The organism is Pseudomonas sp. GL-R-19, assembly GCF_019956375.1.
Lineage (GTDB): Bacteria > Pseudomonadota > Gammaproteobacteria > Pseudomonadales > Pseudomonadaceae > Aquipseudomonas.
In genome coordinates this window covers 197,969-224,372 of record NZ_JAHBDJ010000044.1, presented here as the reverse complement: position 1 = coordinate 224,372, position 26,404 = coordinate 197,969, and the positions used below count along the sequence as shown (strand labels likewise).

The window sequence follows — 26,404 nt, the reverse complement described above, 5'->3', positions numbered from 1 at the left end:
AGGGAGCTAGGGCTCACGCTACGAGCCATTTAACTTTAGACCCATAGTTAAATAATCGCGGAGCTCAATGTATGGTCTCAATGGCTAGTAAGTTTTAATTTCGTTCTCAGCCAATAACTCACTGAACTCCCTTTGCAGCTCTGCCAAGCGAACCTCCAACTCTCTCTGCTTTTTAGTCAGATCGGGAAGCGACATTTTTTGCACTTGCTGAGTGAGCATGTACCTTGAAATATTTAAGATATAGCTGTTGCGTTCCAGCTCATCCGTCGTTATGAGTTTTGAGACACCTTCGACTTCCTCGAAGTTTTTATATATTTTAAGGGCCGAGCAAAATAGAGATTTTAGTGGGACGGACAGACTAGCATCCACATGACTTTTCGCTTCAGCCGCATCAATTAATAAAACAGGTTTATTTGCAGCCCCTGGCTTTCTTAACACTAAGATAGCTGTTGGTATCCCAGTATATTTTAGCATTCCACTAGGCAGAGAAATTACCGCTTCAATTATTCCGGCCTGTATAATTCTAGTCCTAATGCCCTCTTCCACACCACTTCGAAAAAGAACACCATTGGGAATCAGCACGGCAGCGCGCCCACCCGGCTTAAGAGACTTTATAATCATTTGCAAAAAAGCGAAGTCAGCATTGCTTGGAGGGGGCACACCGAAATCTAAATATGAGCAGGCAGTACTTCTCTGGTAGCTATCTGTAACAAGCGAAAAAGGCGGATTAGCAAGCACTATGTCGTATGCAGAAACTTCTAAACTTTGGAGGGAGTCTGATATACGAATATCGCCATCAGCAATTCCATGCACAATGCAATTTATTTTCGCAATCCGCGCAGCTGATAAATTTATCTCTCTACCGTGGATTTTAACTGGAGTATGGACTTTAGAGTTTAGCGCTTTGATATTGGCAGAAATTAAGAAACCACCGGATCCACAGGTGGGGTCGTATACACTTTCCCCTCCCCTTGGCTCGACGATTTCCACCATCATTTCCACTAACTCACGGGGAGTATAGGCCTCCCCAGCCCTCTTTCCTTGTGTCTCTGAAAAGTCCTGAATAATTTTTTCAAAGCAATCGCCAGCGACAGCAGGGAATTCACTTCTTGAAACTACGTCGTAGAGCTTGATACAAGCTTGTCTGAAATCGATAGCATTTACCTTTCCCCCACGCGTTATCAGGTGCTCTATGGTTTCTCTGAGACCCAGCTCACTTTTATAAAAAATATCAACCTGTTCAGCAGTTAATAGAAGCTTAGAAAAAAAATTGTCGCCATGCGTCGTAGACAGTGACTCTAAAAAGTTTGAATCGATATCTTTTATGAGATCACGTCGATGAGACGACATGAAAAAAACAAAAAAAACGCTAACAAAAAAATCTTTGTATTCTTGAACGTCAAGATTGGTATTTGAGCGAAGCTCCGATATGATCGTGCTTATGAATGAGTGATCAATTTTACTCATGAGTCTTCTCTCAAAAGTTGAGTACAGAAGGCGCCTAGGATTTCTTCGCCGTTTCTTGTTAGTGACTCTAGGATTTGTTTTTGGCATATCCAGTTCTTGTAAGCTTTAGCTATTTTTGTCTGGGTGTCGAGGTTTGGCAATGGCACCAAGAGATCTGACAGGTCTTTTAACCCTATATTTGATATAACGCTACCTACTTTAAGGCGCGATATTTGCGAATGCCCCTCGCTAGAGTTAAGATACCAACATATATAGGCCGATTTAACACCTGTCCTTGGCGCACTCAGAATAGCTACTTGATTTGTAGTGATAACAGATAGATCACTAGGTAGCTCAAGAAGAACGGCTTCTATTCGATTCCCACGAAGGGGGATGAGAATATCATCAGAGCGCAATATATTTTTTGCTTTACCTGGCTCTACCGCGGCAAAGGGAAGAACAGAAAAGTCAACGCCACCTTCGCGAATATCTTTTATCTGGACTACTTTATACCCGTCGTTGCGACTGCCGTCCTCTGCCTTACCTCTAAAGGTATGACCTGCGCGGACCTCCATCATTTCGGATAGCTTTTTAATATTCAATGATGTCTACCCGCTTTCATTGGTTGTTCTAAGTGAGAGTTTACCCCAATGTACGTCGTGGAGCCTGCCCCGGTACCCGGTACCGTGTGCTCGTAGTAGACGCTGAAGTTCTGAAGCAGACACAACCAAGGTATAATCACACCAAAGAGCTTCGCATTTTTCATTGTTGCCCCTTAAGACATCACTGCAGTACCGGCGGTACTACTCTCGATGTGGAGCAATATACCTTTGGCTAGGATCCCGGTCAACAGTATTAGCAGTACTGCACATGATTTTCTAGGCTCGAAGCAAAAGCCTCATGCCTAAGGGGTGTGTTACCCGCGTTCAAGCTGTCGGTTTGTCGTTGGAAAACCCTCACAACCCCGTGTTCTTAGATAGTTACCATCTCATAGACTCCATCGAAGAAGACAATGAGTGTTCGCTCGGTGTACTTCGTAAGGGCATGGGCAGGAGAGTCCCGCAAGCCTAGCTCGCAAAAAAATTCCTGATTCGACATCTGAACGTGCCACCGTTCGTCTTGCGATTCGGATCTGGCACGGCAAGCAGACCTTTAATTTTCAAGCCAGTCCACCTTACCTCACGAATGGGAGCGGACACATCATTCCTACTTGGTACATATTAACCTCTTCGTTTTTAGCTCCTGTTAGAGCCACCCCTCACAAAGCTTCGATGCCTGGTCAAGAATCATCTGCGCTGCATCCTCTGCTTTATCCGGCGGATACTTGTACTTACGCAGAATCCGTCGCACCAGGATCCGTAGCTTAGCCCTCACGCTTTCACGGCTGCTCCAATCGACACTGACATTTGCCCGCAAACTGGCGGTCAATTCATGGGCAATTTTCGCCAGGATTTCATCACCCAACTCCCGCACGGAAGCTTCGTTAGTCGCCAAAGCATCGTAAAACGCTAACTCATCATCGTTGAGCCCGAGCACGTCACCGCGCTTGCTGGCCGCAGCGAACTTCTTGGCCATTTCGATCAGCTCTTCGATGACCTGGGCGGTTTCGATAGAGCGGTTTTGGTAGCGTTTGATCACATTGGCCAGTAGCTCGGAGAACTTCTTCTCTTGGGCCAGATTGGAGCTGTAACGGCTCTTGATTTCGCCTTCGAGCAAACGCTCCAACAGTTCTACCGCCAGGTTTTTCTCTGGAAGATTGCGAACCTCGGCGAGAAACGCGTCGTCGAGCAGGCCAATATTGGGCTTGTCCAAGCCCACCGCCTCGAAGATGTCCACCACGTCGCCCGAGACCACGGCATTGCCGATGATCTGGCGAATAGCCAATTCGCGCTCTTCGTCGGTCTTTTTCTGCTGACTGACTTCACGCTTAATCAAGATCACCTTGATCGCTTGGAAGAACGCCACTTCCTCACGTACGGCCTTAGCTTCATCCAAGGTGCAGCACAGGGTGAAGGCCTTGCTCATGGCCAGCGCGGTGTCCGCAAAGCGCTTTTTGCCATCTTCCAGACCCAACACATGGTTGGCTGCCCCGGCCAGGAGCTTGTGTCCGCCGGTGAGGAAATCGGTGTAATCAAAGCCATGTAGCAGGCTGCGCAGGACGTCGAGCTTCTCCTCCAGCACCGAATAGGCTTCATGGGCATCCACGGTCGGCCGCCCTTTGCCCTTGCTGCCGGTGTACTCCTTGAGCGCTGCTTTCAGCTCATTGGCGATACCGATGTAGTCCACCACCAGGCCGCCTTGCTTGTCCTTAAAGACACGGTTAACCCGAGCAATGGCCTGCATCAGGTTATGGCCCTTCATTGGCTTGTCCACGTACAGGGTGTGGACGCAAGGCGCATCAAAGCCGGTCAGCCACATATCGCGGACGATCACCAGCTTGAGCGGATCGAACGGATCCTTGAAGCGCTTTTCCAGGCGTTTTTTGACCTGCCCAGAATAGATGTGCGGCCGCAGCAAGGCCTTGTCCGAGGCACTACCGGTCATGACGATCTTGATCGCGCCTTTCTCCGGGTCTTCGTCGTGCCACTCCGGACGCCGAGCGACGATCTCGTTGTACAGGTGCACACAGATCTCTCGGCTCATGGCCACTACCATGGCCTTGCCGGGCATCTGCCCCATACTCACCAGCCCTTGATTACGCTCCTCGAAGTGCGTGATTAGGTCGGCCGCCACGCTTTGAATCCGCGGCTCGGCCCCGACTACTTTCTCCAGTGCAGCCCAACGGCTTTTCAGGCGCGACTGTTGGTCGTCCTCTTCATCCTCGGCCAGTTCATCGACCTGATCGTCGATCGTGGGTAGCTCACTATCTTTCAACGACAGCTTGGCCAGGCGCGACTCGTAGTAGATAGCGACGGTCGCGCCATCTTCGGTGGCCTGTTGCATGTCATAGACGTGAATGTATTCACCGAAGACCGAGCGGGTGTCGCGATCCTCGCTGGACACCGGGGTGCCCGTAAAAGCCACAAAAGTGGCGTTCGGCAGCGCATTGCGCAGGTGTTGGGCATAACCTACCTGGTAACGGGCCTGGCTTTCGGCCACTTGAAGGCCGGTTGGCACTTTCAACTCGGCATTGAAGCCATATTGAGTGCGATGGGCTTCGTCGGCGATGACAACGATGTTTGCGCGTAGAGACAGTACCGGGAAGCTGTCTTCATCAACCCCGGGCATGAACTTCTGGATAGTGGCGAACACAATACCGCCACTGGGCCGGTTGGCCAGCTTGGTGCGCAAATCGCCACGTGAGTCCACTTGGACTGGCTGTTCGCGCAGTAGATCCTGGGACAGCGAGAACACCCCGAACAATTGGCCGTCCAGGTCGTTGCGATCAGTGATCACCACGATGGTTGGGTTCTCCATCGCCGCTTCCTGCATTACCCGAGCGGCGAAACAGGTCATGGTGATGCTTTTGCCCGAGCCCTGGGTGTGCCAGACCACTCCGCCCTTATGGGTGCCACCGGGACGCGAGGCGGTGACCACCTGCTGAATCGCGGCGCGTACGGCGTGAAATTGGTGATAGCCGGCAATTTTCTTTACCAGCCGGCCGTCATCCTCGAACAACACGAAGTAGCGGAGGTAATCGAGCAGCATTTCCGGCGCCAAAGCACCGTGTACCAGGGTCTCCAGTTCGTTGAATTGACCCAGCGGGTCGAGATCCTCGCCGTCGATGGTGCGCCAGTTCATGAAGCGTTCGGCATCGGCCGACAATGAGCCCATGCGGGCTTCGCTGCCATCGGAAATCACCAGAATTTCGTTGTACTGGAACAGATCCGGAATCTGTTCCTTGTAGGTCTGAATCTGGTCGAAGGCTTTGCCTAAGTCGGCCTTCACATCTGCCGGATTTTTCAGCTCCAGCAACACCAACGGCAGGCCGTTGACGAACAGGATGATGTCCGGACGCCGGGTGTGTTTCGGCCCTTGGATGCTGAACTGATTGATCGCCAGCCAGTCGTTAGCCTTCACTTCGGCCCAGTCGATCAGACGGACGAAGTCGCCGCGGGTTTCACCCTCTTTTTGGTACTGCACGGGTACGCCACTGACCAACAGGCGATGGAACAGGCGGTTAGCCGATAGCTGTATCGGCAGGCCCAGCTCGAGCACCTGCTTGAGCGCATCTTCGCGCGCGGCCAGCGGTGCCTTGGGATTGAGCTTGGCCATGGCACTGCGCAGGCGCCCGACCAGGACCACCTGACGGTAGTGGTCGCGCTCAGGGCATTCGCCATCATGAGCGATATTCGGCCCATATAGGTGGGTGTAGCCCACCTCTGCCAGCCAGCCGAGAGTTTCCTGTTCCAGTTGGTCTTCGGTCATTCCACTTCACTTCCTGTATTCAGTTCATCGGCCAGCTCCGCCTCGATCTCGGCAATGCTCGGCAGATTTCTTCCCAGACTTTCGGGCAAATCACGCAATAGTTGGTATTCGGCGACGCCAATAGGCTTGTCAATACCCGACAACGCGTACTCGGCCACCAGGCGATTTTGCTGTTTACACAACAGCAGACCGATAGTGGGCTTGTCGTCATCAGCCTTGATCTGTGCATCCACCGCCGCCAGGTAAAAATTCAACTGACCAGCGTGTTCAGGTTTGAAGGCTGTAGCCTTGAGCTCCACGACCACATAGCACTTGAGGCGAGTGTGATAGAACAGCAGGTCGATGAAGAACTCATCACCACCGACTTCAAGACGATACTGCCGACCGACAAAGGCAAAACCTGCACCTAACTCCAGCAGGAAACGGGTGATATGACGGATCAGCCCATCTTCGATGTCGCGCTCGTGGGCATCGTCGCCCAGACCTAGAAAATCGAACAGGTAGGGATCCTTCAGGGTTTCTTGGGCCAAGGCCGATTCAGCCGCCGGCAGGCGGGCGACAAAGTTGGTCACAGCTGAGCCTTGGCGCTGTTGCAAGCGGTACTTGATGTTCTGCTCCAGCGTACTGCGTGACCAGCCATGCAGGACAGTGTGTTGCGCATACCACTCGCGTTCGGCAGGACTGTCCAGTTTGGTCAGCAAGGTCACCACGTGGAACCAGGGCAATTGGGCAGCAGGCTGCTGCCCAAATAGACCACCGGGGCAATGTTGTGCAAAAAAAGCCATGTACTTGAGGTTTCGGCCGGAAAAACCCCGGATATCGGGAAAGGCTTCGGAAAGGTCGCGTGCTAGGCGATCAATCACTTTCGCTCCCCAACCTTGAGCTTGCTGACGTTGCCTGATTTCAGCCCCGATACGGTGATACAACTGCACCAATTCGGCATTGACTGCCAACGCAGCCCGCTGCCGGGCCTGAGTAATATCGACCTTAAGCTGAACCAGCCAGTCGGCATACCCCTCCGGTAATGCGGGAATCGTTTCCTTGCTCATGCGCAAAACTCCTCGACCGTCACCTCGGCCTCCGGCAGACGCAGCTGGCCGGAGATCAGGCGCGGCAGCAGGGTGTCGCGGAGTTGGGTGAGGGTTTGGGCTTGTTGTTCATTACCAAAAATCATCTGATGAATCGTTTCGGCAAAATTATTGAACTGCTCAATCACCGACCCCGGTGGATTAATAACATGGAGTCGTTTCAAGTCGGCCACGGTTACATGACCAAGTCCTGTTGTTTGTTTGTTCCGCGCGAGCTCAGCAAATATTGGCCTTAGGTTCCTGAGCGTTTGAAGAACAAATGAGCGCTCATTGGAAGCATGTGGCAAAACACGAAAAATGTGCTGATTAAGCAATGCTGGATCATGCCCCCAGACGAACGTGTCGATGGATGTATCTGGATTACCTGACCACGAGAAAAGTATGTCCCCTGTCCTAATTAGGTACTTATCCGGCATGACAATGTCTGAAAAAGCCGTTTGAGAGGTAACACCAGCTTTGAGCTCCGCAATCTTGATGATCGGAAGACCGCGACGCTCCGCATTGGGCTCAAATGCTTTGTAAGCTGCTCCGTTGATGTAAGAGGCCATTTCGTAGATAGGTCGTGTCGCCCATCCCTTTGGCGCCAACCCCAGCTCGGACCCTTCAAAACTGTCGGGAAACAGTACCGCGATAGCGGCATCCATGCCTTCCGGCTCAAGGCCTTCAGCTTTAGCACGCACTGGGTTGAAATCGACGAACCAGGATTTGAATAGCGCTTGGGCGATGGCTTCCAGGGTAACGTTGGTTTCGCGGAGTAGCGTGATACGGTCGTCGAGGGAGCCAATCAGTTCAATTATCTTTCCACGCTCATACTCAGGAGCCACGGGAACCGGAAGCGCCCGTAGGTCTTTCAGATTGATGGTTGTCTGAACGGTTGTATTCGCTCGGCTACCAAGCAAATGCTGGGACAACGGTGATCTAAGACAAAGGGCAAGCCAATTAGGGTCGACCTGTTGTTGTGGGTGGATTACTGCCACAGCTCTAGCTACGTTGAAGCCTTTGAGTGCCTCCGAAACTACAGCTACTTGGCCAACGCTACCAACAACAGTGAGCAGAACCTCTCCACCTTGCAATCGAGTTCGACCGTATTTTTTTTCAATCTCGGGATCAATTCGCATGAGCTCTGATAGCTCGACACGGCCCTCTTTGAAATTGTTCACTCGAACGATAGGAACACCATGCTCAACGTGCGTACCAGGTTGTACGACACCGTAGGTTACGGAGTTTTTTTGAGCCAATTGTTCAAGAGGAACGTAGCTCCAGCCCTGTGGAAGAGAAGGAAGGTCAAAGCTCATACCCCATCCCTCCCAACTTCTGGCGAATCAACTGGTCTAGCTCCGTACCTTTGGCAATCTGCTCGCCCAACAAGGAGGTAAGGTTTTGCATCTTCTCGGCAAAGGCTTCGTCATCATCCTCCACCGCTTCGGCACCGACATAGCGACCCGGTGTTAGGACGTGGCCATGCTCGGCGATTTCGGCAAGTCTGACACTGCGGCAGAAGCCAGGGATATCGGCATATTCAGCAATCTCTCCACCCACATCCAGCGGCACCCCGCGCCAATTGGCGACGGTCTGCGCAATGCGTTCGATGTCGCTGTCGAGCAGTTCGATCTGCACCCGGCTGACGTTACTACCAAGCTTGCGCGCATCGATAAACAACACTTCGCCGGGGCGAGTGACCTTCTGCTTGGCCAAAAACCACAGGCAGGCGGGGATCTGGGTGTTGAAGAACAGTTGGCCAGGTAACGCGACCATCACTTCCACCACATCGGCCTCAACCATCGCCTTGCGGATATCGCCTTCACTGTTCTGGCTGGAGCTCATCGAGCCGTTGGCCAGAACGATACCGGCGCGGCCGCTGGACTTGAGATGAAACAACATATGTTGCAGCCAGGCGTAGTTGGCATTGCCTTGCGGCGGGGTGCCGTAGACCCAGCGCGGGTCGCCTTCGAGGCTACCGTGCCACCAGTCGCTGATATTGAACGGAGGGTTGGCCAGGACGAAGTCAGCTCGCAGATCCGAGTGTTGGTTGCGGATAAAGGTGTCGGCCGGCTCACGGCCGAGGTTGAAATCGATGCCGCGGATGGCCAGGTTCATCGCCGCCAGGCGCCAGGTGGTCGGGTTGGACTCTTGGCCATAGATGGAGACGTCGCCGAGTTTACCGCCGTGGGCTTCGATGAATTTTTCCGACTGCACGAACATGCCACCCGAGCCGCAGCAAGGGTCGTAGACCTTACCGTGGTGTGGGTTGAGTACCGCCACCAGGGTTTTGACGATGCTGGCCGGGGTGTAGAACTGCCCGCCTTTCTTGCCTTCGGCACTGGCGAATTGGCCGAGGAAGTACTCATAGACCTGGCCGAGCAGGTCGCGGGCTTGGTTGGCGTCGCCACCGAAGCCGATGGTCGAGATCAAGTCGACCAGCTCACCGAGCTTGCCGTCGGGTAGCTGGGCGCGGGCGTAGCGCTTGTCGAGAATGTTTTTCAGACTGGAGTTTTCCGCCTCGATCGCAGCCAGAGCCTCGTCGATGCGCTTGCCGATGTCCACTTGCTTGGCAGCGGCGCGTAGCGACTCCCAGCGGGCCACTTCCGGTACCCAGAACACATTCACTTCTTTGTAGTAGTCGCGCTCTTCCAACTCGCTGGCCAGCAGTTCGGCGTCCTCACTGCCCAGATAGTAGTCGTCGTTGTCATCGGCAAAACGACGTTTCAGCTCGGCGCGACGGCCGGCGAAGCTATCTGAGATGTACTTGAGGAAGATCAGACCGAGAACGATGTGCTTATACTCGGCGGCGTCCATATTGGCGCGCATCTTATCCGCGGTGGCCCATAGCGTTTTTTGCAGGTCCTGCAGGGTGCTACTGGTTGGGGTAGCAGTGGCCGTGCGCCCTGGCTTTTTCTTAAGCGGCTCAGCTTCTGCGGTAGCTGGGGTTTCGCTCGGCGCATAACGGGCGCGAGCCTCGTTAAGCACCTGTTCGGCCAAGCTGCTGGCAGCGTGCTCGACACCCTTTTGATCCGACATGGAGTATTCCTACATTCGACGCAGATGAATTGCGCGGTAAAAAATGAAAACCCGACCACAGATGTCCGGGTGAAGACAGCCAGCATGATAACGGGTCGCTAGTGTTTCGTCTGACTTGTACGGATCAGGAGGCCGCGCACTATTTTGCGAGCCAGCTTGCCACGCATAGCAACGACTGACGAACCCGCAGGTTGGGTGTCATAATTTGCGCTCAGCCTCACGTGAAAAACCGTTGACTGAACCACAAAAAAAGCCGGTCATATGCCGTGTAAAAACCACAAAAATGTGGGGGATCAAATGGGGGATCAAAGCGTTTTTAAAAACACCTAACTCATTGTTTTTCAAAAACATAGATCGATAAAAAGCTAACCACAAGCCGGCTTTTTAATGCCTGAAAGAAAGTGATTCACGACAAAGATCACCCAACCCCTTCGGTATTCAGCGCATAAAACTCCTGCAGCTTGGCTTGCAACAGTTTCTTGTCCGGCAATTGCGTGTGGTACTCAGCGATCAATGCGGGCGACAGTGAGCGGTTCAGGGCGTACTCGACGATTTTGTCCTCTTTGCTTGCGCACAACAATACGCCGAGCGCCGGGTTTTCGTGTGGCTTGCGGACATTGCGGTCCAACGCTTCAAGATAAAAATCCATCTTCCCCAGGTATTCCGGCTCAAAGCGCCCGACCTTGAGTTCGATCGCCACCAGGCAGTTCAGCCCACGGTGAAAAAACAACAGATCCAGCGCAAAGTCACGCCCACCTACCTGCAACGGATATTGCGAACCCACAAAGCAGAAGTCCCTGCCCAGTTCAATCAGAAAGTCCCTGAGCTTATGCAATAGGCCTCCATGCAAATCTGTTTCTGCATGACCACGCTCCAGAGCCAGAAACTCAATCACGTAGGCATCCTTGAACACGTCCAGGGCCTGGGGATGAATTTGTCGCAGCGGTGCTGAGACTTTTGCCGGGCTGACCACTGAACGCTCAAACAGAGCCGCCTTGAACTGCCGCTCCAGTTCGCGGCTCGACCACTTCTCCTGGATTGCCATGCGCAGGTAAAACTCTCCTTCCTCCGGGCGTTTGCTCTGGTTGAGGATGATCAGATTCTGGGTCCAGGGCAAAAGTCGCAGCAGTGCTGCGACTTTTGCGTCATGCCTATAAGCCTCGTAAAACTTGCGCATGCGAAAAAGATTCGCACGGGTGAACCCCCGTAATCCAGGCTGCGTATAGGCCAGGTGCTGAGCCAGTTGTGCCACCACCCCATCACCCCACTCCGCCGCTTCAGTTTTGCGACTGATGTAGGCCCCAACCTGCCAGTGCAGCTCAATCAGCTCAGTGTTGACCGCCTGCATGGCGCGTTGTCGCGCGGTCACAATCAGTTGGGTAATTTCGCTGAAAGCAGAATCGAGCGAGGTATTGCCAGGAAGATCATTCACGTCAGGGCATTTCCATGTCGGTTGGAGGGCCCTCTCAATTACTCCTGATACTGACGCAGGAACAAACACAATGTATTTCTGCATGAAACAACACTAATAAGCCTCCACCTCGCCGTGTGCAAAGCCTGCGCAAGTTGCACCTCAACCTCACGGATAGCTGAACGACTTCACCAACGTCAACTCCCCCACCGCACGCATCGGCACCAGGAAAGTTTCCATCTTCTCGCTCGGCGTGCCTTCTTCGGTAATCACCGTCACTTGCGCGGTGGTCAACGCTTGCACCACGTCTTCCTGCCCCTCTTCATCACTGCTGTAGCCGCCGCCAAAGTAGTTCACGTAGACCAGATATTGCCCCTTGATCGGTGCGGGCATGGCGAAGATTTCCGGGCCGTAGCCGGTGGTGACATCGACGTCGAGCGCAGCGCCGTTGGAGGCGACGCGGTCGCCGTACCAGATGTGCGCGCCGTCGGGGGTGATCAGGTGCAAGTCGAGATCGGTGTTGTCGCTGTCCCAGGACAGCAAAACGCGCAATTTGGCCGGGGTCGCACCGCCGCTGCTGTTGAGAAACTGCGTGCGGTGACGTTGTTGGCCATCAGGGCTGCGAACCTCGACGCTGTTGCTGCCGTTGGGGAACGAGAACGGGCGATCGAAGCGGCCGGCCGGGTCGATTTTCAGCGGCATGCTCACCCCGTTGACGATCAGCCGGCCAGGATCTGGGGATTTGGATTTGGCTGTGGCTTTGATTTGCCCGCTGATGCGAGCGGTGTTGGCCTGCCCTGTCGAGGTATTCACCGACGAGGCCGGGTAGTTGACGGTCTGCCGGAAGTTTTCCCCTTCGCCCTCAGGCGCGCCGGTGCGCCAACCGCCGGCGGGGGTGTCGAGTTTGACGCTGTCAGCCGCCATCACTGATGGCAAGGCCACCAGCGAACAGAGCAACAGCAAGACCTGTGGATAACGGCGTGTCATGGTCTATTCCAGCAAGAGGTGGCGGGCAAGCCCTTCGATGTAGGTTTCATCCTGGCCGTTGGGGTGTGCTTCAAAAGCCAGGTGCAGGTATTCGTGGGTCAGGTCGAGACGGTCTTGTAGTGTCTGCGCGCCACGCACGTAGATGCGCTGGCGTTCGCGGTCGACATAGGGGCGGCCGAAGGCCAGACGGCATACGGCGAAGGTGTTGACTTCGCTGTAGCCGGTTTCGCTTTCAAGCCTTGGGCGCCAGCCGCGCCGTTGTTTCTGCAGCCATGTTTGTGCGGCGGGCAACGCTTCGCAGGACGCGACCGGGTTGTCCCAGCGACTGAGACTGGCGCGAGGGTAGGCGTGCAGCAGGATGGCGTCGTAGCGCTGGCCGGCACGAGCCTGCTCGACGGCTTGCTGCCAGGACAGTTTGTCCGGACCGGGCTGGTCGGAATGGTAGGTGACGGCGCTACCGGCCAGCACCAGGTCGCTGGTCCAGGCGGCGATGTCGCGAGACTCGGACGCCGCCGGACGCGGTGCGACCCGCTGACGGCTACTGCTGTCGTCGATGCTCAGGCAGTCACCGCTGCGCGTAGCGTTTTGCAGCAGGTAGGTGCGGATGGCCACGGTCAGGGCTTTGGCGGCTTCGACCGGTTCGGCACTGGCTTCGCGCTGGAGAACACGGGCGACGTATTCTTCGCGATCCAGCCGGGCGATGAGCTTGTCTTCCAGCAGAAACAGCTCGCCGTCGCTGTGAATATCCAGCGCATTGCCGTTGGCGAATTCGACGCGGTAGTCACCCTGCAACGCTCCGGAAGTCACCGCGGCGCCTCCTGACAGCACCCGCCGAAGTGGATAGCGGGAGAACAGGTCGACCTCTACGCATTTGCCTGCATCAGCAGGCCACGAAACGGGAATTACCGTAGACAATGCTTGCGCGTAATCACGCAGAACCCGCTGACTGGTGCCCCGTCCTCCAGCCCAGACCGGTGTGCCATCCGCCGTCCAACCGGCAAACCCGCCCTGACGCGATGTAGCATCCTGATCCGCCAACCAGCTCCAGGTCTTCACCCGCAAACGGCTGCCGAGTTCGCCGACGACATGGCCATCGGCGGCATTGAGTACCACATCGAGCAACACACGCCGCGCTTGATCCTGCGCCGGCAGCACGGCCAACACCTTCAACAGTTCCGCCACCGAAACCCGGGTAGCCGGTTGCAACGAAGGCAAATCCAGCAACCATTGCGGCGCCTGCCGCGCCTGCCAATAGGCTCGCCAGTCGGCATCGCCGATGCCCAACCGAGCGGGTTCGAAATACAGACCGCATGACTTCACCAACGCCTGATCTCGCTCGATCCTGTGGCCCGTCGTGCAGCAATACACCTCTTCTTTCGACTGGCCGCGGCATTCATAAGCCGGCTCACGCGCGCCGGTGTCCACTAGCCAGGCGTAGACGAACAACTTCCACACACTGCCCAGCGGTGTCTGCAAGGTCTGCGGCAACGGTTCGCGGGCGATCACCTGAGTTCGGTTCAGCGACAACAAATCGCCCTTGAAGGCCAGGCGCAGCGGTTCGTCCTGCGCCGTCGCCAGCGCAGGGATCAAACACAGCAAGCAACCTATCAGCAGCCTGTGCACGTCAGTGAACCGTGAGCTGGCCAAGAGCTGCTTTTTGCTCAAGCGCCTGATGCTGCGGCGCATAAACCTGGGTGAACCGCACCGGTGGCAAGTTGAACTGCCCCTTCTGCGAGAAACGCACCAAGTGCCGCAGGCGCAATTCGCCACTCAAGGCATCGACCGGAATGGCGTAGGCCATTTGTCCCGGTTCGAATCGCGCCTTTTCCAGTGACGTCGGCTCAGTGCCGGCCTTGCCCATGAGTTTGATGCCCCAGGTCGTGCGTTCGACATCGGCACCCGGCGGCAGCGGCACTTCCAGCATGCCGTAACGCAACGGTCTGGCGGCTTTACTGGTGACGATCACTTCGTCGAGATAGAGGTTGTCGCTGGACAGCGGCGCGTTGCCGACCGCTTCAAGTTTGAAGGTGAAAGCCTCATCCCCCGGCACCAGTCGCGACAGGCGACGGGTGATGGTCACGGCCATCGGATCGACCACCGGCTGTTGGCTGCGGTAGCTCAATGCAGCGCGCAACGGACGCTCTTGCGCACCGGTCAGCGTCAATACCGCCGGCACGGGCGCAGCCCCCTGCCACGTCCAATACATCTCACCAGAAACTCCGTACTGCTTCTTCCAGCCTTCACCCGGCGCCAATGCAATGGTGGGCGATGCCTGCTCGATGCTGCGTTGCAGCCAGGTAAGTGCCAATGCACGTTCCAGGGTCGATTGCTGTGGCAATAGACGTTGCAACAACGCTTGAGCGTGAGCCTGACCAAAGGGTTGCAGTGACAGGTTCAGCGCTTCGGCAAAGGGCTGGGAACTGACCGCCAGACGCTGCTGCGCGTCGGCCAGTTGCCGATTGAACGCGTCCGGCAAAGCGACCTTCGCTTGCCTGGCCAGCGATGCCGTCAGCACCCGTGCGGCCGCCAGCCCCAGGGCTGAATCCGGATCGCTCATGACGAGGCTGTCTTCGCCGCTGTTCATCAGGTTCGCGGCAGTGCCCTCGCCCGCTTTTGCCAGGTCATCCATCAGGCCACTGAGCAAGGTGTTGACCGGCAACTGCATCTGCCGGGCGAACGACAGGATCAGCGCCCGCTGCAACAGCGGCGTGTTCTTCGCCTGCTTGGCGTAGACCTCAAGCACCCGCTGCCAATGCTCCGGCGGCAGGCTCAGATCCAGCACCTGGCTGGCGTGCCAGTCGGCGTAATAGGCGTAGGCGGTGAGGAAGGCATCCGGCTCGCCGTCCATGCCCCACCAGGTGAAGCTCGCCGAAGGGCCGGCCATTTGCACCAGGCGCAAACGACTGTTTTGCATGATCAGGCGCAGGCGATCGCGGATCTGCGGATTCGCCGCCAGCGTCGGGTAGGCGATGCTCAACGGCAACAGGCGACTGGCCGTTTGCTCAACGCCACCGTAGGGGTAGCTCAGCAGGTCGTCGAGGGCGGAACGGAACAATGCTTGCGGGCTGTCATCCAGGCGCAGGCGGATATCACTGGCGTCTGTCGGCAGCGTCAGTGGCGTATCACCCTCACCCACATCAAGGCTCTGGGTTTGAGTCACCTGCCAGCCTTCGCCACTCGCGCTCAGGCGCACCGCCAGGGCATCTGCGGTTTTGCCGTCCTGCACCAGCTCGGCGCTCCACTCGCCATTGGCCAGTTCAAATGCTGGCAACGGGATGTAGTTGATGCCGCTGTTCAAGGTCACAGGCACGCGCTGGTCGTTGCCAGCGTAACGGGTCACCAGTTCGGCCTTGAGCGGTTTCTCGGCCTGGCTGAAGGCGAATACACCGAGGTCCGGTTTGTCGCCGGCGCGGAATCGGGTCGGCCCGCTCCACTTCAGGTACAAAGGTTTTTCCGAGCGCACAAATTGCTTCTTCTGCCCGACCTGCCCGCCATCGGCGATGGCCCTGGCGGTGATGCGCCAACGGGTCAGGGAGTCGGGCATCTTGAAGGTGAAACGGGTTTTGCCGTTGGCATCGGTCAGCAACTCAGGTTGCCACGCCGCCGTGTCGACGTCCTCGCGACGCGGTCGCTCCAGCACCTTCACGCCGCGCTCACTGCGATTGGCCTTGCCCGGCGCACCGGGGCTGCCCGGCAAGGCGACGTCATAACTGATGAACGACAAACTGGCGCTGGTGCGCACGTTATTGCGCCGTGGGTGATAGAAGAACTGGTTGATGCTCGGCGCGACTTCCGGTTGCAGGGCGTAGACCATTTCATCAACCACGCTGACCGTCAGGTGTGCGGGAATCGCTTTGCCGGCGAACAGGGTGGTCAGGTCCACCGAGACGGTTTCACCCGGCTGATAGGTTTCCTTATCCGTGGTGATGGCCACGTCGATCTGTGGTGTCACCACCTTGATGCCGGCGTTCTGGAAGCTGTATTGGCCGCCCTTGGTGTACAGCACCGAGAAGGTCAGGTTCGGCGCGAAACCGTCCTTCACCGGGATGCGCGCGCGGTATTGGGTATCGCTGAGTTTTTCCAGTTTCAGCCAGTCACCGCCCCTGGATAGCAGCGCGGTCGCCTCGACCTTGTCGCGCTCCAGGGACAGCAGGGCATCGCTGACCGGTTCAGGGAGTGTGATCAACGCCAGCGCTTCATCGCCGGTAATGTACTCGGGCTTGTCGAGGACGATTTCCACGGTGCCGGGTACGGCTTTGACACCCTCGCCGGAAACCGAATGGCCGGTGGCACCGACCACCCGGCCATGATCATCCTTGAGTGTCAGGTTGTAGGTGCCCGGCCGGTCAAAGGCCAGGGTGAAACCCTTGTCCGTTGCTGCGAGTTTGCCTTCGCCGGTGCTCTGGTCCTCCAAACGCACCCAGCCAAAGCTACCCGGCGTAACGGCATCGGCCGGCTCGCCTTCGCGGGTGTAGCTGAACACAACCTTGTCACCCACCGAGCTGAAGCGTCGGGGTGCGCTCAAGCGGAAATTCGCCGCGCCACGGTCAATGAGGATTTCCTTGGTGGTCTTGACCCGATACGCCGCGCCGTCGCTGGCAAACACCGTGAGCATGTAGCGACTCGGTTTGTCGGCGGCCGGCAAATCGAGGGACGCATTGCCCTTGGCGTCGGTGGTCAATTCGGTGCTGGTCAGCTCCACCGGGAATTGCCCGAGGTATTGCAGTTCGTTGTCGACCATCGACAGCTGTTGGGCGCGCAGGCTCAGGTTCAGTTTCGCATTGGCCACCGGCTTTCCGTCCGGGTACAGCAGCACCAGGTTGCCCTTGACCGGCTCGCCGGTGCGGTAATCCTGCTTGGCCAGATTGAGCGAAATTTCGAAGTGCGGCTTGATGTATTCAGCGACGCGGAAGGCGCTGCTGTAGGCCTGATCCTTGTAGTTGAAACGCAACTCGTAGCCACCGGCCACGGCGTTATCCGGCAGTTGGAACCGGCCCTGGGTGCCAGCCTTGGAATCGAGTTTCAACGCCAGACTTTGCAGTGCCGTTCCCGTCGCATCCAGCACGGTCACATTGACGTCGGCCGCGCTTGGCTGCACCGAGTCCCGTGCGTTCTTGAACTCCCGCCCGACGATTTTCAGCGACACCCAGTCCCCCGGCCGATACAGCGGCCGGTCGGTGAAGGCATAGAGTTTGGTGTCGTAGATTTCGCTGTCGTAGTAGAAATTCTCGGAGACAAACACCCCGCCCTCCTCGTCTTCGCCGATCACGAACGAACGCTCGGGGCTGACGTGTTTCAGGCGCAGCAGGCCGTCGGTATCGGTGGCACCGCTGCTCATCACGCCGAGGCCATCGGTCCACAGCACATTGACCTTCGGCACCGAGCTGCCTTCGTGTTTGCGCGCGGCCCACACCAGCAATTCGTCACCGGCGATCTTGCTCACCGCCACGGTGTTGGATACGAACACCATGGTGGTCGCGCGGTACTTGCCGATCAGCGCTTCCACCAGATACAGACCCGGTTTGAGATTGCCCAGCGGGATGTACACATTGCCCGGCGCGACGCTGACGAACTCGCTGGAAGACCCGGCCAGGTTCACCCCCTCAGGTGGCTGGATCGGCTTGGCTTGCCACAACGGATAGCGGAACTGGCTGACCACCGGCAAACCCGGTATCAGCGCGAATTGCGGCTGCGCATCGTAGGGCGTTGGCGCGGCCATCGCGTTGCCCATCTTCAGTTCCGGCACTTGCTCGGTGACTTGTTTACGCGACTCGTAGGAAAACGCCCGCTGCATCACCCGACGGGATTTGCGATACCAGTTGTCCCACAGGTAAGCGAGGGTATTGGACAGGCCTTCACCCTTGAACTGGCCATCGCTGACCACTCGATGCAGGTTCTTCTGGCGCTTGAGGAAGTCCAGCGGTTTGTCGATGCGGTACACCCGAATGTCGGCACCGCCGTAGGGTTCCATGCGAAACCGGCGATAGTCGCGTCCCGGTGCTTCGAGGCGCACCATCGCCTGTTCATCGCTGGCAAAACTGCTGTCGGCCAGCAGAAAAAAACTCTCGCCGGCCACCGGCACATAGCCGCTGGCCGGGACCGAATCTTCGGCGTCAACCGCCGAGAACGGCAGCAACAACACCAACATCAGAGACAGAAAACGCAGCATGCGGGCACCGGTCACGGGGAGAGAAAATTCAGTCGATAGACGCCGATGAAGTTGGGGTTGGCTGCGTCGGGTATCCATCGGGTGTCCTTCCATGTCAGGAGTTGCTGCAGGCTTGCCGAACGCATGCCGTTGTCGGTGGGTGTGCTGGTGCCGGTGTGATAGGCGATGTAACGGCCCATCCAGATCATCAGGTGCTGGTCGTCGCCCTGATCGAAAAACATCAGGTCGCCAGGGCGCGCTTGAGCCACATCGCGGCTGACCAGATGGCTGTTGAACTGGATCAACTTGATCGCATTGACGTATGGCCCGACCTTGCCGCCGCCCTGCTGCCATTGCTGGGCAAGAGCGCGCTGGGCGTCGCTCAGTTGCAGCTCCGGCGGCAGGTAACGATTGGACAGGCCATTGCTGCGCAGCCATTTGTCGTCATGGACTTTCAGCGCCTCATTGGCAGCAAAGCGCACCAACCCGGCGCAGTCTTGCTGATACCAACGCGGGCTCGGGCCCTGGCTGAGTTGCTCCTGGGCGATGCGCACGAACCAGGCGCGAAACACCTGGGACTGCTGCGGGTCGAGCGACGGTGCCTCCACAGCGTGGGCACCCGCGCTCAGCAACAGTGTCAGCAGGCCGAGACTTCGGATCAATGCCGTCACAGGGCTTTCCACTCCAGCGGCAGCCACTGCCAGTGGCCGTCGGGCTCGCTGCCTTCGGGCAAGGTCAGGGCGTATTTGCCGTAGCCGCCGAGCTTGCGCAGTTTCGGGATCAGGTAGGTTTGCGCGGCGTTGTAAAACACCGGCTCCATGTCCTGGGGCAGACTGTCGAGCGTTTCCTGCTGCATCAGTTGCGCCATGGAATCCGGACCGAAATAGACCGGCATCAGCAGGTCTTTCGGTACCACGTCGGCCATCGGCGGGAAGCGTTTGTCGAGGGTGCCGAGGGCCTTGTCCACCAGCTTGTCGTCGAGGGAAAACAGCAGCGTCGAACCGTGACGCGCCAGACTGACGTTCATGAACGCCTTGCCGGTGATGGCGTCGGGGTCTTCAGCGTCCTTGGCCGCATAGGGACCGAAACTGGAGCTGACCTGGCGTTGCCACTGATGGCTCTGGCCTTCCTGTTTTTCCACCACCGGGAAGGCGCCGTCTTCGACATTGGGCTCAAAGGCACCGACCATCGAGCCGAACAGGCTGCCCAAATCCCCATCCAGTTTGCCGCTGCCATCATCGTTGAGGCTGGCCACCAGCAAAGGCGTGTACAACCGCGAATCGGCATACCAGCACAGGCCCGCCGCGCCGGCCATGTGTTCGGTCAGCGCCTGGGCCACCTTCTCCTGCGCACCGAGTTTCACCAGCAGCGGCTTCTGTTGTTCGGCAGCCAGCGGCAACGCCACGCAAGCGCTGGCGCCCATGGGCATGGCTTGCCAGATCGGTTTGAAATCGAAGTCCGGCTGATTCTCCAGTTCATCCATGGCCAGAAAGCTGTGCCAGCCCTTGTCGTCCATGTCGAAACGCAGGCCGGCGAAGTTCGGAATGAAGCGCTGGTAACCCATCGCCAGCACGCTGGCATTGACCGACAGGCGTTGTTTCACCTGTGGCGTACGAGGCGGCAGGCCGAAGGCTTCGGGGAACAGTTTGTCGCCATTGAGCAACGCGGCAATGGCCGTGGTCGACACGCTGCCCGATTCTTCCGTTGCACCGCTTTGCGGATCGTAGAGTTTCGCCGGGTTGGACAGCACCACCAGTTTGTCGCCATGGGACGCAAACAGCAGCGCCTTGCTCGCGTTGTAGTTGAGTTGATAGAGCGCCACGTCGTCGGTACCGACCTTCAGTTCCGCGACCTTGCTCAGCTGCGAATCGTCCAGCGCCACTTTGGCCAGCGGCTCCAGCACCTTGGCCAGCCCGCCGCGATCCATCACCAGCAGGAAATCCTTGAGCCGCCCATCCGCCCCGCGCCACAACGCTACGTCGGCCGGTTGATCGAACAGCTGCTCGATCAAGGTGTCCTGCAGTTTCAGGTCATGTTCGTAGATGATCCGCCGCAAGCTGCCGATCAAGCCCAGGCGATCGGCGTGGCTTTCGTAATAGAAGACGAAATCTTCGGTCAGGGTTTCCTTGAGGAACGGCACTGCCAGCAAGTCCTTGGGCAACTGGCTCAGGGAATGGGTTTCCAGCAAGCCATCCGGGCGACTCATGCCCAGCTTGTCACTGGCCAACGCAGGCGCCGGGGCCTTGGGCTTGTGCATGAACCACCCCAACCCACCGGCCACAACGACGACCAGGCATAACCCGATCAGCAGCGTCGGCCAATGCAGGGAAGGTTTGGCCGCGGGTGCGCCAGCGGCCGGGGTAACAGTGCTATCACTCATGTTCACAAAACCCGATGTTCATCCGTGGAGCGGGGATGCTTAGTAGTTGAAAGTCTTGATCAGCAGCAGGTCGCCGATTGCGCGCAGGGGCACGACGAACGTCTCGCGTTTTTCATCGACGGTGTTTTCGTTGAGCACCAGGTTGATCTGCGAGGTAATCACCTCGTTCTGGTTGCTGGACTCATCGAAGTTATAGCCGTCGCTGCCGAAGTTGCCCCAATAGTTCACGTAAACCAGATAGGTGCCATGCAGCGGTGCGGTCATGGTGAACATTTCCGGACCCGGGCCATCGACGCCATCAGGGTCGAGGCCGCCGCCATTGGTCAAGGCCGGGTGCGCCCAGAAGGCATGCTGGCCATCGGGCGTGACGATGTGCAGGTCGAGTTCGGCCTTCGGATCGTCCCAACCCAACACCACGCGAATCCGCGCCGGTGTGCGCAGGTTGTTGGCTTCATAGAATTGAACACGCTTGAGGGACTGGCCTTCGGCACTGCGGATTTCGACGCTGTTGGAACCGGCACCAAACGCAAAGGGCCGGGCAAAACGCCCTTGCTCGTCGGTGTAGAGGTTCAGCGGATTGCCATTGACCGCCAACGTGTGCGGCCCGCGCTGGGTGCCGAGGGCCTTGAGGCGGCCTTCGATCATCGTGCGGTTGCGCTGCACGCCTCGGTCAATCGGTGGCGTGGGATAGGCGACTTGCGGGTTTTCGCTACGGTCCAGCAGACCGTTGTAACGCCAGCCACCCACCGGTTCCGATAACTCGGCATTCGGCGCAGCCAGAATCACGGGCGCGATAGTCAACCCGATCAGCAGCAAAAGAAATGAGCGCATGCGACGCCTCCTGCCATGCATGACGAAACCTTGCGCCCGATCCTCGGCGCGTTACAGATGTGGATACTGTGTTTCGTCTGAAAGACCCGTGACTATTGGGCCGTAGATGGCGCAAAGGTTAGCCAGTTGGTTGTTTCTTAACAATCGGATGGCTTCGAAATTGCGGTGGGAATCACGGTAACGGGTGGACGATGAGCCGAATACGCGTCATATTCGGCTCATTATGTGAGCCGAATAGCCCATCTAATCGGCTCACCCCTACTTAGAGCATCAAGTTCATGACACCTCAATGGATATGGCAGCAACCTGATTGGCCGGGTTTCACCTGGAGCGCCGAACGCTTGGCGCCCTTGTTACGCGAGTGCGTTCAAGCACAAGGTCGGCTAATGGGCATGGCCAGTTCCGTGGGCAGTTCGCTGAGCGCACAAAGTGAACTGGATGCATTGCTGCAGAACATCGTCACCTCGTCAGCGATTGAAGGCGAACAGCTGAATGTCGGTTCAGTTCGTTCTTCATTGGCGCGGCGATTGGGGTTGGAACTCAATGATGGCGACAACGTCAGCAAGCGCAGTGAAGGACTCGCGCAATTAATGCTCGATGCGACGCAGCGTTTTGCCGAGCCGCTGACACTTGAACGATTGCTGGATTGGCATGAGTGGCTGTTTCCAGAACAGGACATCGGCTTGGCCGCGCAAAGCATTCGTGTAGGTGCTTTGCGCGGCAATGGTCCAATGCAAGTGGTTTCCGGTCGTCTCGACAGACCGACCGTGCACTTCGAAGCACCGCCTCGCCTGGGCCTTGAGCGCCAACTCGATGCCTTCCTCGACTGGTTTGAATCCAGCCGAAATCAGTCCGGGCTCGACCCTTTGCTGCGAGCTGGCATCGCACACTTCTGGTTTGTCACACTCCACCCGTTTAACGACGGCAACGGTCGCCTGACCAGGACGATCACCGACCTTGCATTGGCTCAAGGCGAGGCTCAGGCGATCCGTTTTTATGCCATGTCGGCGAGTATTCTCGACGATAGATCTGGCTATTACCGGGTGCTGGAAACCTGCCAGAAATCCAACACGGACATTACGGTTTGGCTCGAATGGTTCCTGCAAGCTCTATTGTGCAGCCTGCAAGAAGCCATGGCACGGATCGAATCCGTGCTGGGCAAAGCGCGCTTCTGGCAGGCGCACCGGGAGTCCGAGCTGTCGACCGAGCAGACCAAAGTACTGAATCGTTTGCTGGACGGGGGGGAACGTGGATTCGAAGGCGGGATCAGTGCGGCGCAGTATCAAGCCGTAGCGAAAGTCTCCAAAGCAACCGCGACCCGGCATCTGGCCGAACTTCTGGAAAAGGAATGCCTGCAACGCCTGCCGGGTGGCGGGCGTAGTACGCGGTATCAGATTCGCTATCCTGATAACTCGCCACTGTAGGAGAGTGCGTCGCTGTGAGTTTGCCCATGAACCCCCTATCTGCTAGTGTCGCGCCGGTTTAACGTCAACCGGAAATCGCCGCCATGGCCCGCAAAAAAGCTGCACTGGATTTCGAACAATCCCTCGCCGACCTGCAAACGCTGGTGGAGCGTCTGGAGAATGGCGAATTGTCGCTGGAGGAGTCGCTGGCCGCTTTCGAGCAGGGCATCGGTCTGACCCGCGATTGCCAGGCGGCGCTGGCCCAGGCCGAGCAAAAGGTTCAAGTGCTGCTCGAGCGTGATGGCGAGTTGGCCGAGGAACCCTTCGACGCGGATCAGCCAGAATGATTGCAGCGTACTCCGCCACCAGCCAGGCCCGCGTCAATGCGGCTCTGGAAACCCTGTTCATCGCGCCGAGCCCTGAGCTGGCGCGACTGTATGAGGCCATGCGCTACAGCGTGATGAATGGCGGCAAACGCGTGCGTCCACTGCTGGCCTACGCCGCGTGTGAAGCGTTGGGCGGCAAGGCCGAGCAAGCCAACGGCGCAGCCTGCGCGGTGGAGTTGATTCACGCCTATTCGCTGGTGCATGACGACTTGCCGGCCATGGACGATGACGATCTGCGTCGCGGCCAGCCCACTACCCACAAGAAATTCGATGAAGCCTGCGCGATCCTCGCCGGCGACGGTTTGCAGAGCCTGGCCTTCAGCGCCCTGCTCGATCCACGCCTGAGCACGTCGGATGCTGAAATCCGCTTGCAAATGGTCAGCGCCCTGGCACTGGCGGCAGGCGCGGCGGGCATGGTCGGCGGTCAGGCCATCGACCTCGGTTCGGTCGGCCTGAAGCTTGATCAGAAAGCCCTGGAATACATGCATCGGCACAAGACCGGGGCGCTGATCGAAGTCAGCGTCAAGCTCGGTGCACTGGCCAGCGGCCGTGCCGAGAAAGACGAACTCAAGTCCCTGCAGACTTATGCACAGGCCATCGGCCTGGCATTCCAGGTGCAGGACGACATTCTCGACGTCGAAAGCGATACCGAAACCCTCGGCAAACGCCAGGGCGCCGACATTGCCCGGGACAAACCGACCTACCCGGCCCTGCTCGGCCTCGACGCCGCCAAGGCCTATGCCCTGGAGCTGCGCGACCAGGCCCTGCATGCACTGCGACCGTTTGACGCGGCGGCCGAGCCGTTGCGCGATCTGGCCCGGTATATCGTCGATCGCCGCAGCTGACGGCGAATCCGCCAAAAAAAACCAACGCGTGGGCAGGGACCGATGCATCAGGTAAACTGCCGCATCTTTTATACCTATAACGATTCGCCTGATGCCCACGACGTTTCATGAGATTCCCCGCAAACGCCCGACCACGCCCCTGCTCGACCGCGCGAATACGCCGGACGGCCTGCGCCGGTTAGGCGAAGCCGAGCTGGAAACCCTGGCCGATGAGTTGCGCCTGGAATTGCTCTACACGGTCGGCCAGACCGGTGGGCATTTCGGTGCCGGGCTGGGCGTGATCGAGCTGACCATCGCGCTGCATTACGTCTTCGACACCCCGGACGACCGTCTGGTGTGGGACGTGGGTCATCAGGCTTATCCACACAAGATCCTCACCGGTCGTCGCGAGCGCATGGCCACCCTGCGCCAGAAGGACGGCGTCGCTGCGTTCCCGCGCCGCTCCGAGAGCGAATACGACACCTTTGGCGTCGGCCACTCCAGCACCTCGATCAGTGCCGCGCTGGGCATGGCGATTGCCGCCCGCCTGCAGAACAGCGAGCGCAAGGCGATCGCGGTGATCGGCGACGGCGCGTTGACTGCGGGCATGGCGTTCGAGGCGCTGAACCATGCGCCGGAAGTGGACGCCAACATGCTGGTGATCCTCAACGACAACGACATGTCGATCTCGCGCAACGTCGGTGGCTTGTCCAACTATCTGGCGAAAATCCTTTCCAGCCGCACCTACGCGAGCATGCGCGAAGGCAGCAAGAAAGTGTTGTCGCGCCTGCCCGGTGCCTGGGAAATCGCCCGTCGCACCGAAGAATATGCCAAAGGCATGCTGGTTCCCGGCACGCTGTTCGAAGAGCTGGGCTGGAACTACATCGGCCCGATCGATGGTCACGACCTGCCGACCCTGATCGCCACGCTGCGCAACATGCGCGATCTGAAAGGTCCGCAGTTTCTGCACGTCGTCACCAAGAAAGGCAAAGGCTTCGCCCCGGCGGAAGTCGACCCGATCGGTTACCACGCCATTACCAAACTCGAACCGCTGGACGCCCCGGCCGTTGCGCCGAAAAAGGCCAGCGGGCCGAAATATTCCGGTGTGTTCGGTGAATGGCTGTGCGACATGGCGGCTGCCGATCCGCGCCTGGTCGGGATTACCCCGGCGATGAAGGAAGGCTCGGATCTGGTCGCTTTCAGCGAACGATTCCCGCTGCGCTACTTCGACGTGGCCATTGCCGAGCAGCACGCCGTCACCTTCGCGGCCGGCATGGCCTGCGAGGGCGCCAAACCCGTGGTAGCCATTTATTCGACCTTCCTGCAGCGCGGCTACGACCAGTTGGTGCATGACGTCGCCGTACAGAACCTCGACGTACTGTTCGCCATCGACCGCGCAGGCCTGGTGGGCGAAGACGGTCCGACCCACGCCGGCAGTTTCGACCTTTCGTACCTGCGCTGCATCCCCGGCATGCTGGTGATGACCCCGAGCGATGAAAACGAGCTGCGCAAGATGCTCACCACCGGTCACCTGTATGAAGGCCCGGCGGCCGTGCGTTATCCACGCGGTAATGGCCCGAACGCGACCATCGAAAAAGACCTCGAACCAATCGAGATCGGCAAGGGCGTAGTCCGCCGCCAGGGCAGCAAAGTCGCCCTGCTGGTGTTCGGCGTGCAACTGGCCGAAGCCCTGAAAGTCGCCGAGACACTGGACGCGACCGTGGTCGACATGCGTTTCGTCAAGCCGCTGGATGAAGCGCTGGTTCGCGAAATCGCCGGCTGCCATGAATTGCTGGTGACCGTCGAAGAAAACGCGATCATGGGCGGCGCCGGTGGCGCGGTCAGCGAATTCCTCGCTCGCGAGAACATCCTCAAGTCGATGCTGCACCTGGGCTTGCCCGACATCTACGTCGAACACGCCAAGCCTGCGCAAATGCTGGCCGAGTGTGGTTTGGATGAAGCCGGGATCGAGGCTTCGATCCGCGAGCGCCTGCAACTGCTGAACATCTAAACGCAAAACCCCGTGTAGGAGCTGCCGAAGGCTGCGATCTTTTGATCCAGGCCTTTGGCAACTCCATATCTGCAAAAATCAAAATCAAAAGATCGCAGCCTTC

General features: G+C 57.9%; 17 protein-coding genes. 4 read left to right on the top strand and 13 right to left on the bottom strand.

Annotated elements, in window-relative coordinates:
* Positions 1 to 84: 84 nt before the first annotated feature.
* The 13 genes from KGA83_RS21825 to KGA83_RS21765 form a co-directional block, all read right to left on the bottom strand.
* Positions 85 to 1,467 carry a class I SAM-dependent DNA methyltransferase gene (locus KGA83_RS21825; RefSeq protein ID WP_223530902.1) on the bottom strand — a complete coding sequence of 461 codons (1,383 nt, stop codon included), beginning with the start codon at positions 1,465 to 1,467 and terminating at the stop codon, positions 85 to 87.
* Positions 1,464 to 2,048: a restriction endonuclease subunit S gene (locus KGA83_RS21820; protein ID WP_223530900.1), complete on the bottom strand. Its 585-nt coding sequence runs from the start codon at positions 2,046 to 2,048 to the stop codon at positions 1,464 to 1,466. Before KGA83_RS21820 ends, KGA83_RS21825 begins: the two co-directional genes overlap by 4 nt.
* Before the next feature lie 643 nt (positions 2,049 to 2,691).
* Complete coding sequence (locus tag KGA83_RS21815) at positions 2,692 to 5,814, bottom strand: type I restriction endonuclease subunit R (protein WP_223530898.1); 3,123 nt, start codon at positions 5,812 to 5,814, stop codon at positions 2,692 to 2,694.
* On the bottom strand, positions 5,811 to 6,863 hold the full coding sequence (locus KGA83_RS21810; protein WP_223530896.1) for a YhcG family protein: 1,053 nt from the start codon (positions 6,861 to 6,863) through the stop codon (positions 5,811 to 5,813). Before KGA83_RS21810 ends, KGA83_RS21815 begins: the two co-directional genes overlap by 4 nt.
* A complete protein-coding gene (locus KGA83_RS21805) occupies positions 6,860 to 8,197 on the bottom strand; it encodes a restriction endonuclease subunit S (protein ID WP_223530894.1) in 1,338 nt (445 codons plus the stop codon). Before KGA83_RS21805 ends, KGA83_RS21810 begins: the two co-directional genes overlap by 4 nt.
* A complete protein-coding gene (locus KGA83_RS21800) occupies positions 8,187 to 9,920 on the bottom strand; it encodes a type I restriction-modification system subunit M (RefSeq protein ID WP_223530893.1) in 1,734 nt (577 codons plus the stop codon). Before KGA83_RS21800 ends, KGA83_RS21805 begins: the two co-directional genes overlap by 11 nt.
* Before the next feature lie 418 nt (positions 9,921 to 10,338).
* A complete protein-coding gene (locus tag KGA83_RS21795; RefSeq protein ID WP_223530891.1) occupies positions 10,339 to 11,352 on the bottom strand; it encodes a YhcG family protein in 1,014 nt (337 codons plus the stop codon).
* 147 nt (positions 11,353 to 11,499) lie between these two features.
* Complete coding sequence (locus tag KGA83_RS21790) at positions 11,500 to 12,318, bottom strand: YfaP family protein (RefSeq protein ID WP_223530890.1); 819 nt, start codon at positions 12,316 to 12,318, stop codon at positions 11,500 to 11,502.
* 3 nt (positions 12,319 to 12,321) lie between these two features.
* Positions 12,322 to 13,965 (bottom strand): DUF2300 domain-containing protein, encoded by a 1,644-nt coding sequence (locus tag KGA83_RS21785; protein ID WP_263292692.1) that lies wholly within the window; start codon positions 13,963 to 13,965, stop codon positions 12,322 to 12,324.
* Positions 13,943 to 18,502, bottom strand: a complete 4,560-nt coding sequence (locus tag KGA83_RS21780) for an alpha-2-macroglobulin (protein WP_317850598.1) — start codon at positions 18,500 to 18,502, stop codon at positions 13,943 to 13,945. The genes KGA83_RS21785 and KGA83_RS21780 overlap by 23 nt, the downstream gene beginning before the upstream one ends.
* Complete coding sequence (locus tag KGA83_RS21775) at positions 18,499 to 19,137, bottom strand: DUF1175 domain-containing protein (protein ID WP_223530885.1); 639 nt, start codon at positions 19,135 to 19,137, stop codon at positions 18,499 to 18,501. Before KGA83_RS21775 ends, KGA83_RS21780 begins: the two co-directional genes overlap by 4 nt.
* A complete protein-coding gene (locus KGA83_RS21770) occupies positions 19,134 to 20,846 on the bottom strand; it encodes a DUF2138 domain-containing protein (protein WP_223530883.1) in 1,713 nt (570 codons plus the stop codon). The genes KGA83_RS21775 and KGA83_RS21770 overlap by 4 nt, the downstream gene beginning before the upstream one ends.
* A gap of 39 nt (positions 20,847 to 20,885) precedes the next feature.
* Complete coding sequence (locus tag KGA83_RS21765; protein ID WP_223530881.1) at positions 20,886 to 21,677, bottom strand: YfaP family protein; 792 nt, start codon at positions 21,675 to 21,677, stop codon at positions 20,886 to 20,888.
* A gap of 278 nt (positions 21,678 to 21,955) precedes the next feature.
* On the opposite strand from KGA83_RS21765, the gene KGA83_RS21760 reads away from it, so the two are divergent.
* The 4 genes from KGA83_RS21760 (at position 21,956) to dxs (ending at position 26,301) form a co-directional block, all read left to right on the top strand.
* The gene (locus KGA83_RS21760; protein WP_223530878.1) at positions 21,956 to 23,101 is read left to right on the top strand and encodes a Fic family protein; all 1,146 of its coding nucleotides are present in this window, start codon (positions 21,956 to 21,958) and stop codon (positions 23,099 to 23,101) included.
* An 83-nt stretch (positions 23,102 to 23,184) separates the two neighbouring features.
* Complete coding sequence (locus tag KGA83_RS21755; protein WP_108216307.1) at positions 23,185 to 23,427, top strand: exodeoxyribonuclease VII small subunit; 243 nt, start codon at positions 23,185 to 23,187, stop codon at positions 23,425 to 23,427.
* Positions 23,424 to 24,311: a (2E,6E)-farnesyl diphosphate synthase gene (gene ispA, locus KGA83_RS21750; protein WP_223530877.1), complete on the top strand. Its 888-nt coding sequence runs from the start codon at positions 23,424 to 23,426 to the stop codon at positions 24,309 to 24,311. Before KGA83_RS21755 ends, ispA begins: the two co-directional genes overlap by 4 nt.
* Before the next feature lie 91 nt (positions 24,312 to 24,402).
* The gene (gene dxs, locus KGA83_RS21745; protein ID WP_223530875.1) at positions 24,403 to 26,301 is read left to right on the top strand and encodes a 1-deoxy-D-xylulose-5-phosphate synthase; all 1,899 of its coding nucleotides are present in this window, start codon (positions 24,403 to 24,405) and stop codon (positions 26,299 to 26,301) included.
* Positions 26,302 to 26,404 lie beyond the last annotated feature (103 nt).

Excerpts from the sequence above, each read along its gene's own strand:
- KGA83_RS21825 (WP_223530902.1), bottom strand. The coding sequence starts at position 1,467 with ATGAGTAAAATTGATCACTCATTCATAAGCACGATCATATCGGAGCTT.
- KGA83_RS21815 (WP_223530898.1), bottom strand. The coding sequence starts at position 5,814 with ATGACCGAAGACCAACTGGAACAGGAAACTCTCGGCTGGCTGGCAGAG.
- KGA83_RS21810 (WP_223530896.1), bottom strand. The coding sequence starts at position 6,863 with ATGAGCAAGGAAACGATTCCCGCATTACCGGAGGGGTATGCCGACTGG.
- KGA83_RS21805 (WP_223530894.1), bottom strand. The coding sequence starts at position 8,197 with ATGAGCTTTGACCTTCCTTCTCTTCCACAGGGCTGGAGCTACGTTCCT.
- KGA83_RS21800 (WP_223530893.1), bottom strand. The coding sequence starts at position 9,920 with ATGTCGGATCAAAAGGGTGTCGAGCACGCTGCCAGCAGCTTGGCCGAA.
- KGA83_RS21790 (WP_223530890.1), bottom strand. The coding sequence starts at position 12,318 with ATGACACGCCGTTATCCACAGGTCTTGCTGTTGCTCTGTTCGCTGGTG.
- KGA83_RS21770 (WP_223530883.1), bottom strand. The coding sequence starts at position 20,846 with ATGAGTGATAGCACTGTTACCCCGGCCGCTGGCGCACCCGCGGCCAAA.
- KGA83_RS21765 (WP_223530881.1), bottom strand. The coding sequence starts at position 21,677 with ATGCGCTCATTTCTTTTGCTGCTGATCGGGTTGACTATCGCGCCCGTG.
- KGA83_RS21760 (WP_223530878.1), top strand. The coding sequence starts at position 21,956 with ATGACACCTCAATGGATATGGCAGCAACCTGATTGGCCGGGTTTCACC.
- KGA83_RS21755 (WP_108216307.1), top strand. The coding sequence starts at position 23,185 with ATGGCCCGCAAAAAAGCTGCACTGGATTTCGAACAATCCCTCGCCGAC.
- ispA (WP_223530877.1), top strand. The coding sequence starts at position 23,424 with ATGATTGCAGCGTACTCCGCCACCAGCCAGGCCCGCGTCAATGCGGCT.
- dxs (WP_223530875.1), top strand. The coding sequence starts at position 24,403 with ATGCCCACGACGTTTCATGAGATTCCCCGCAAACGCCCGACCACGCCC.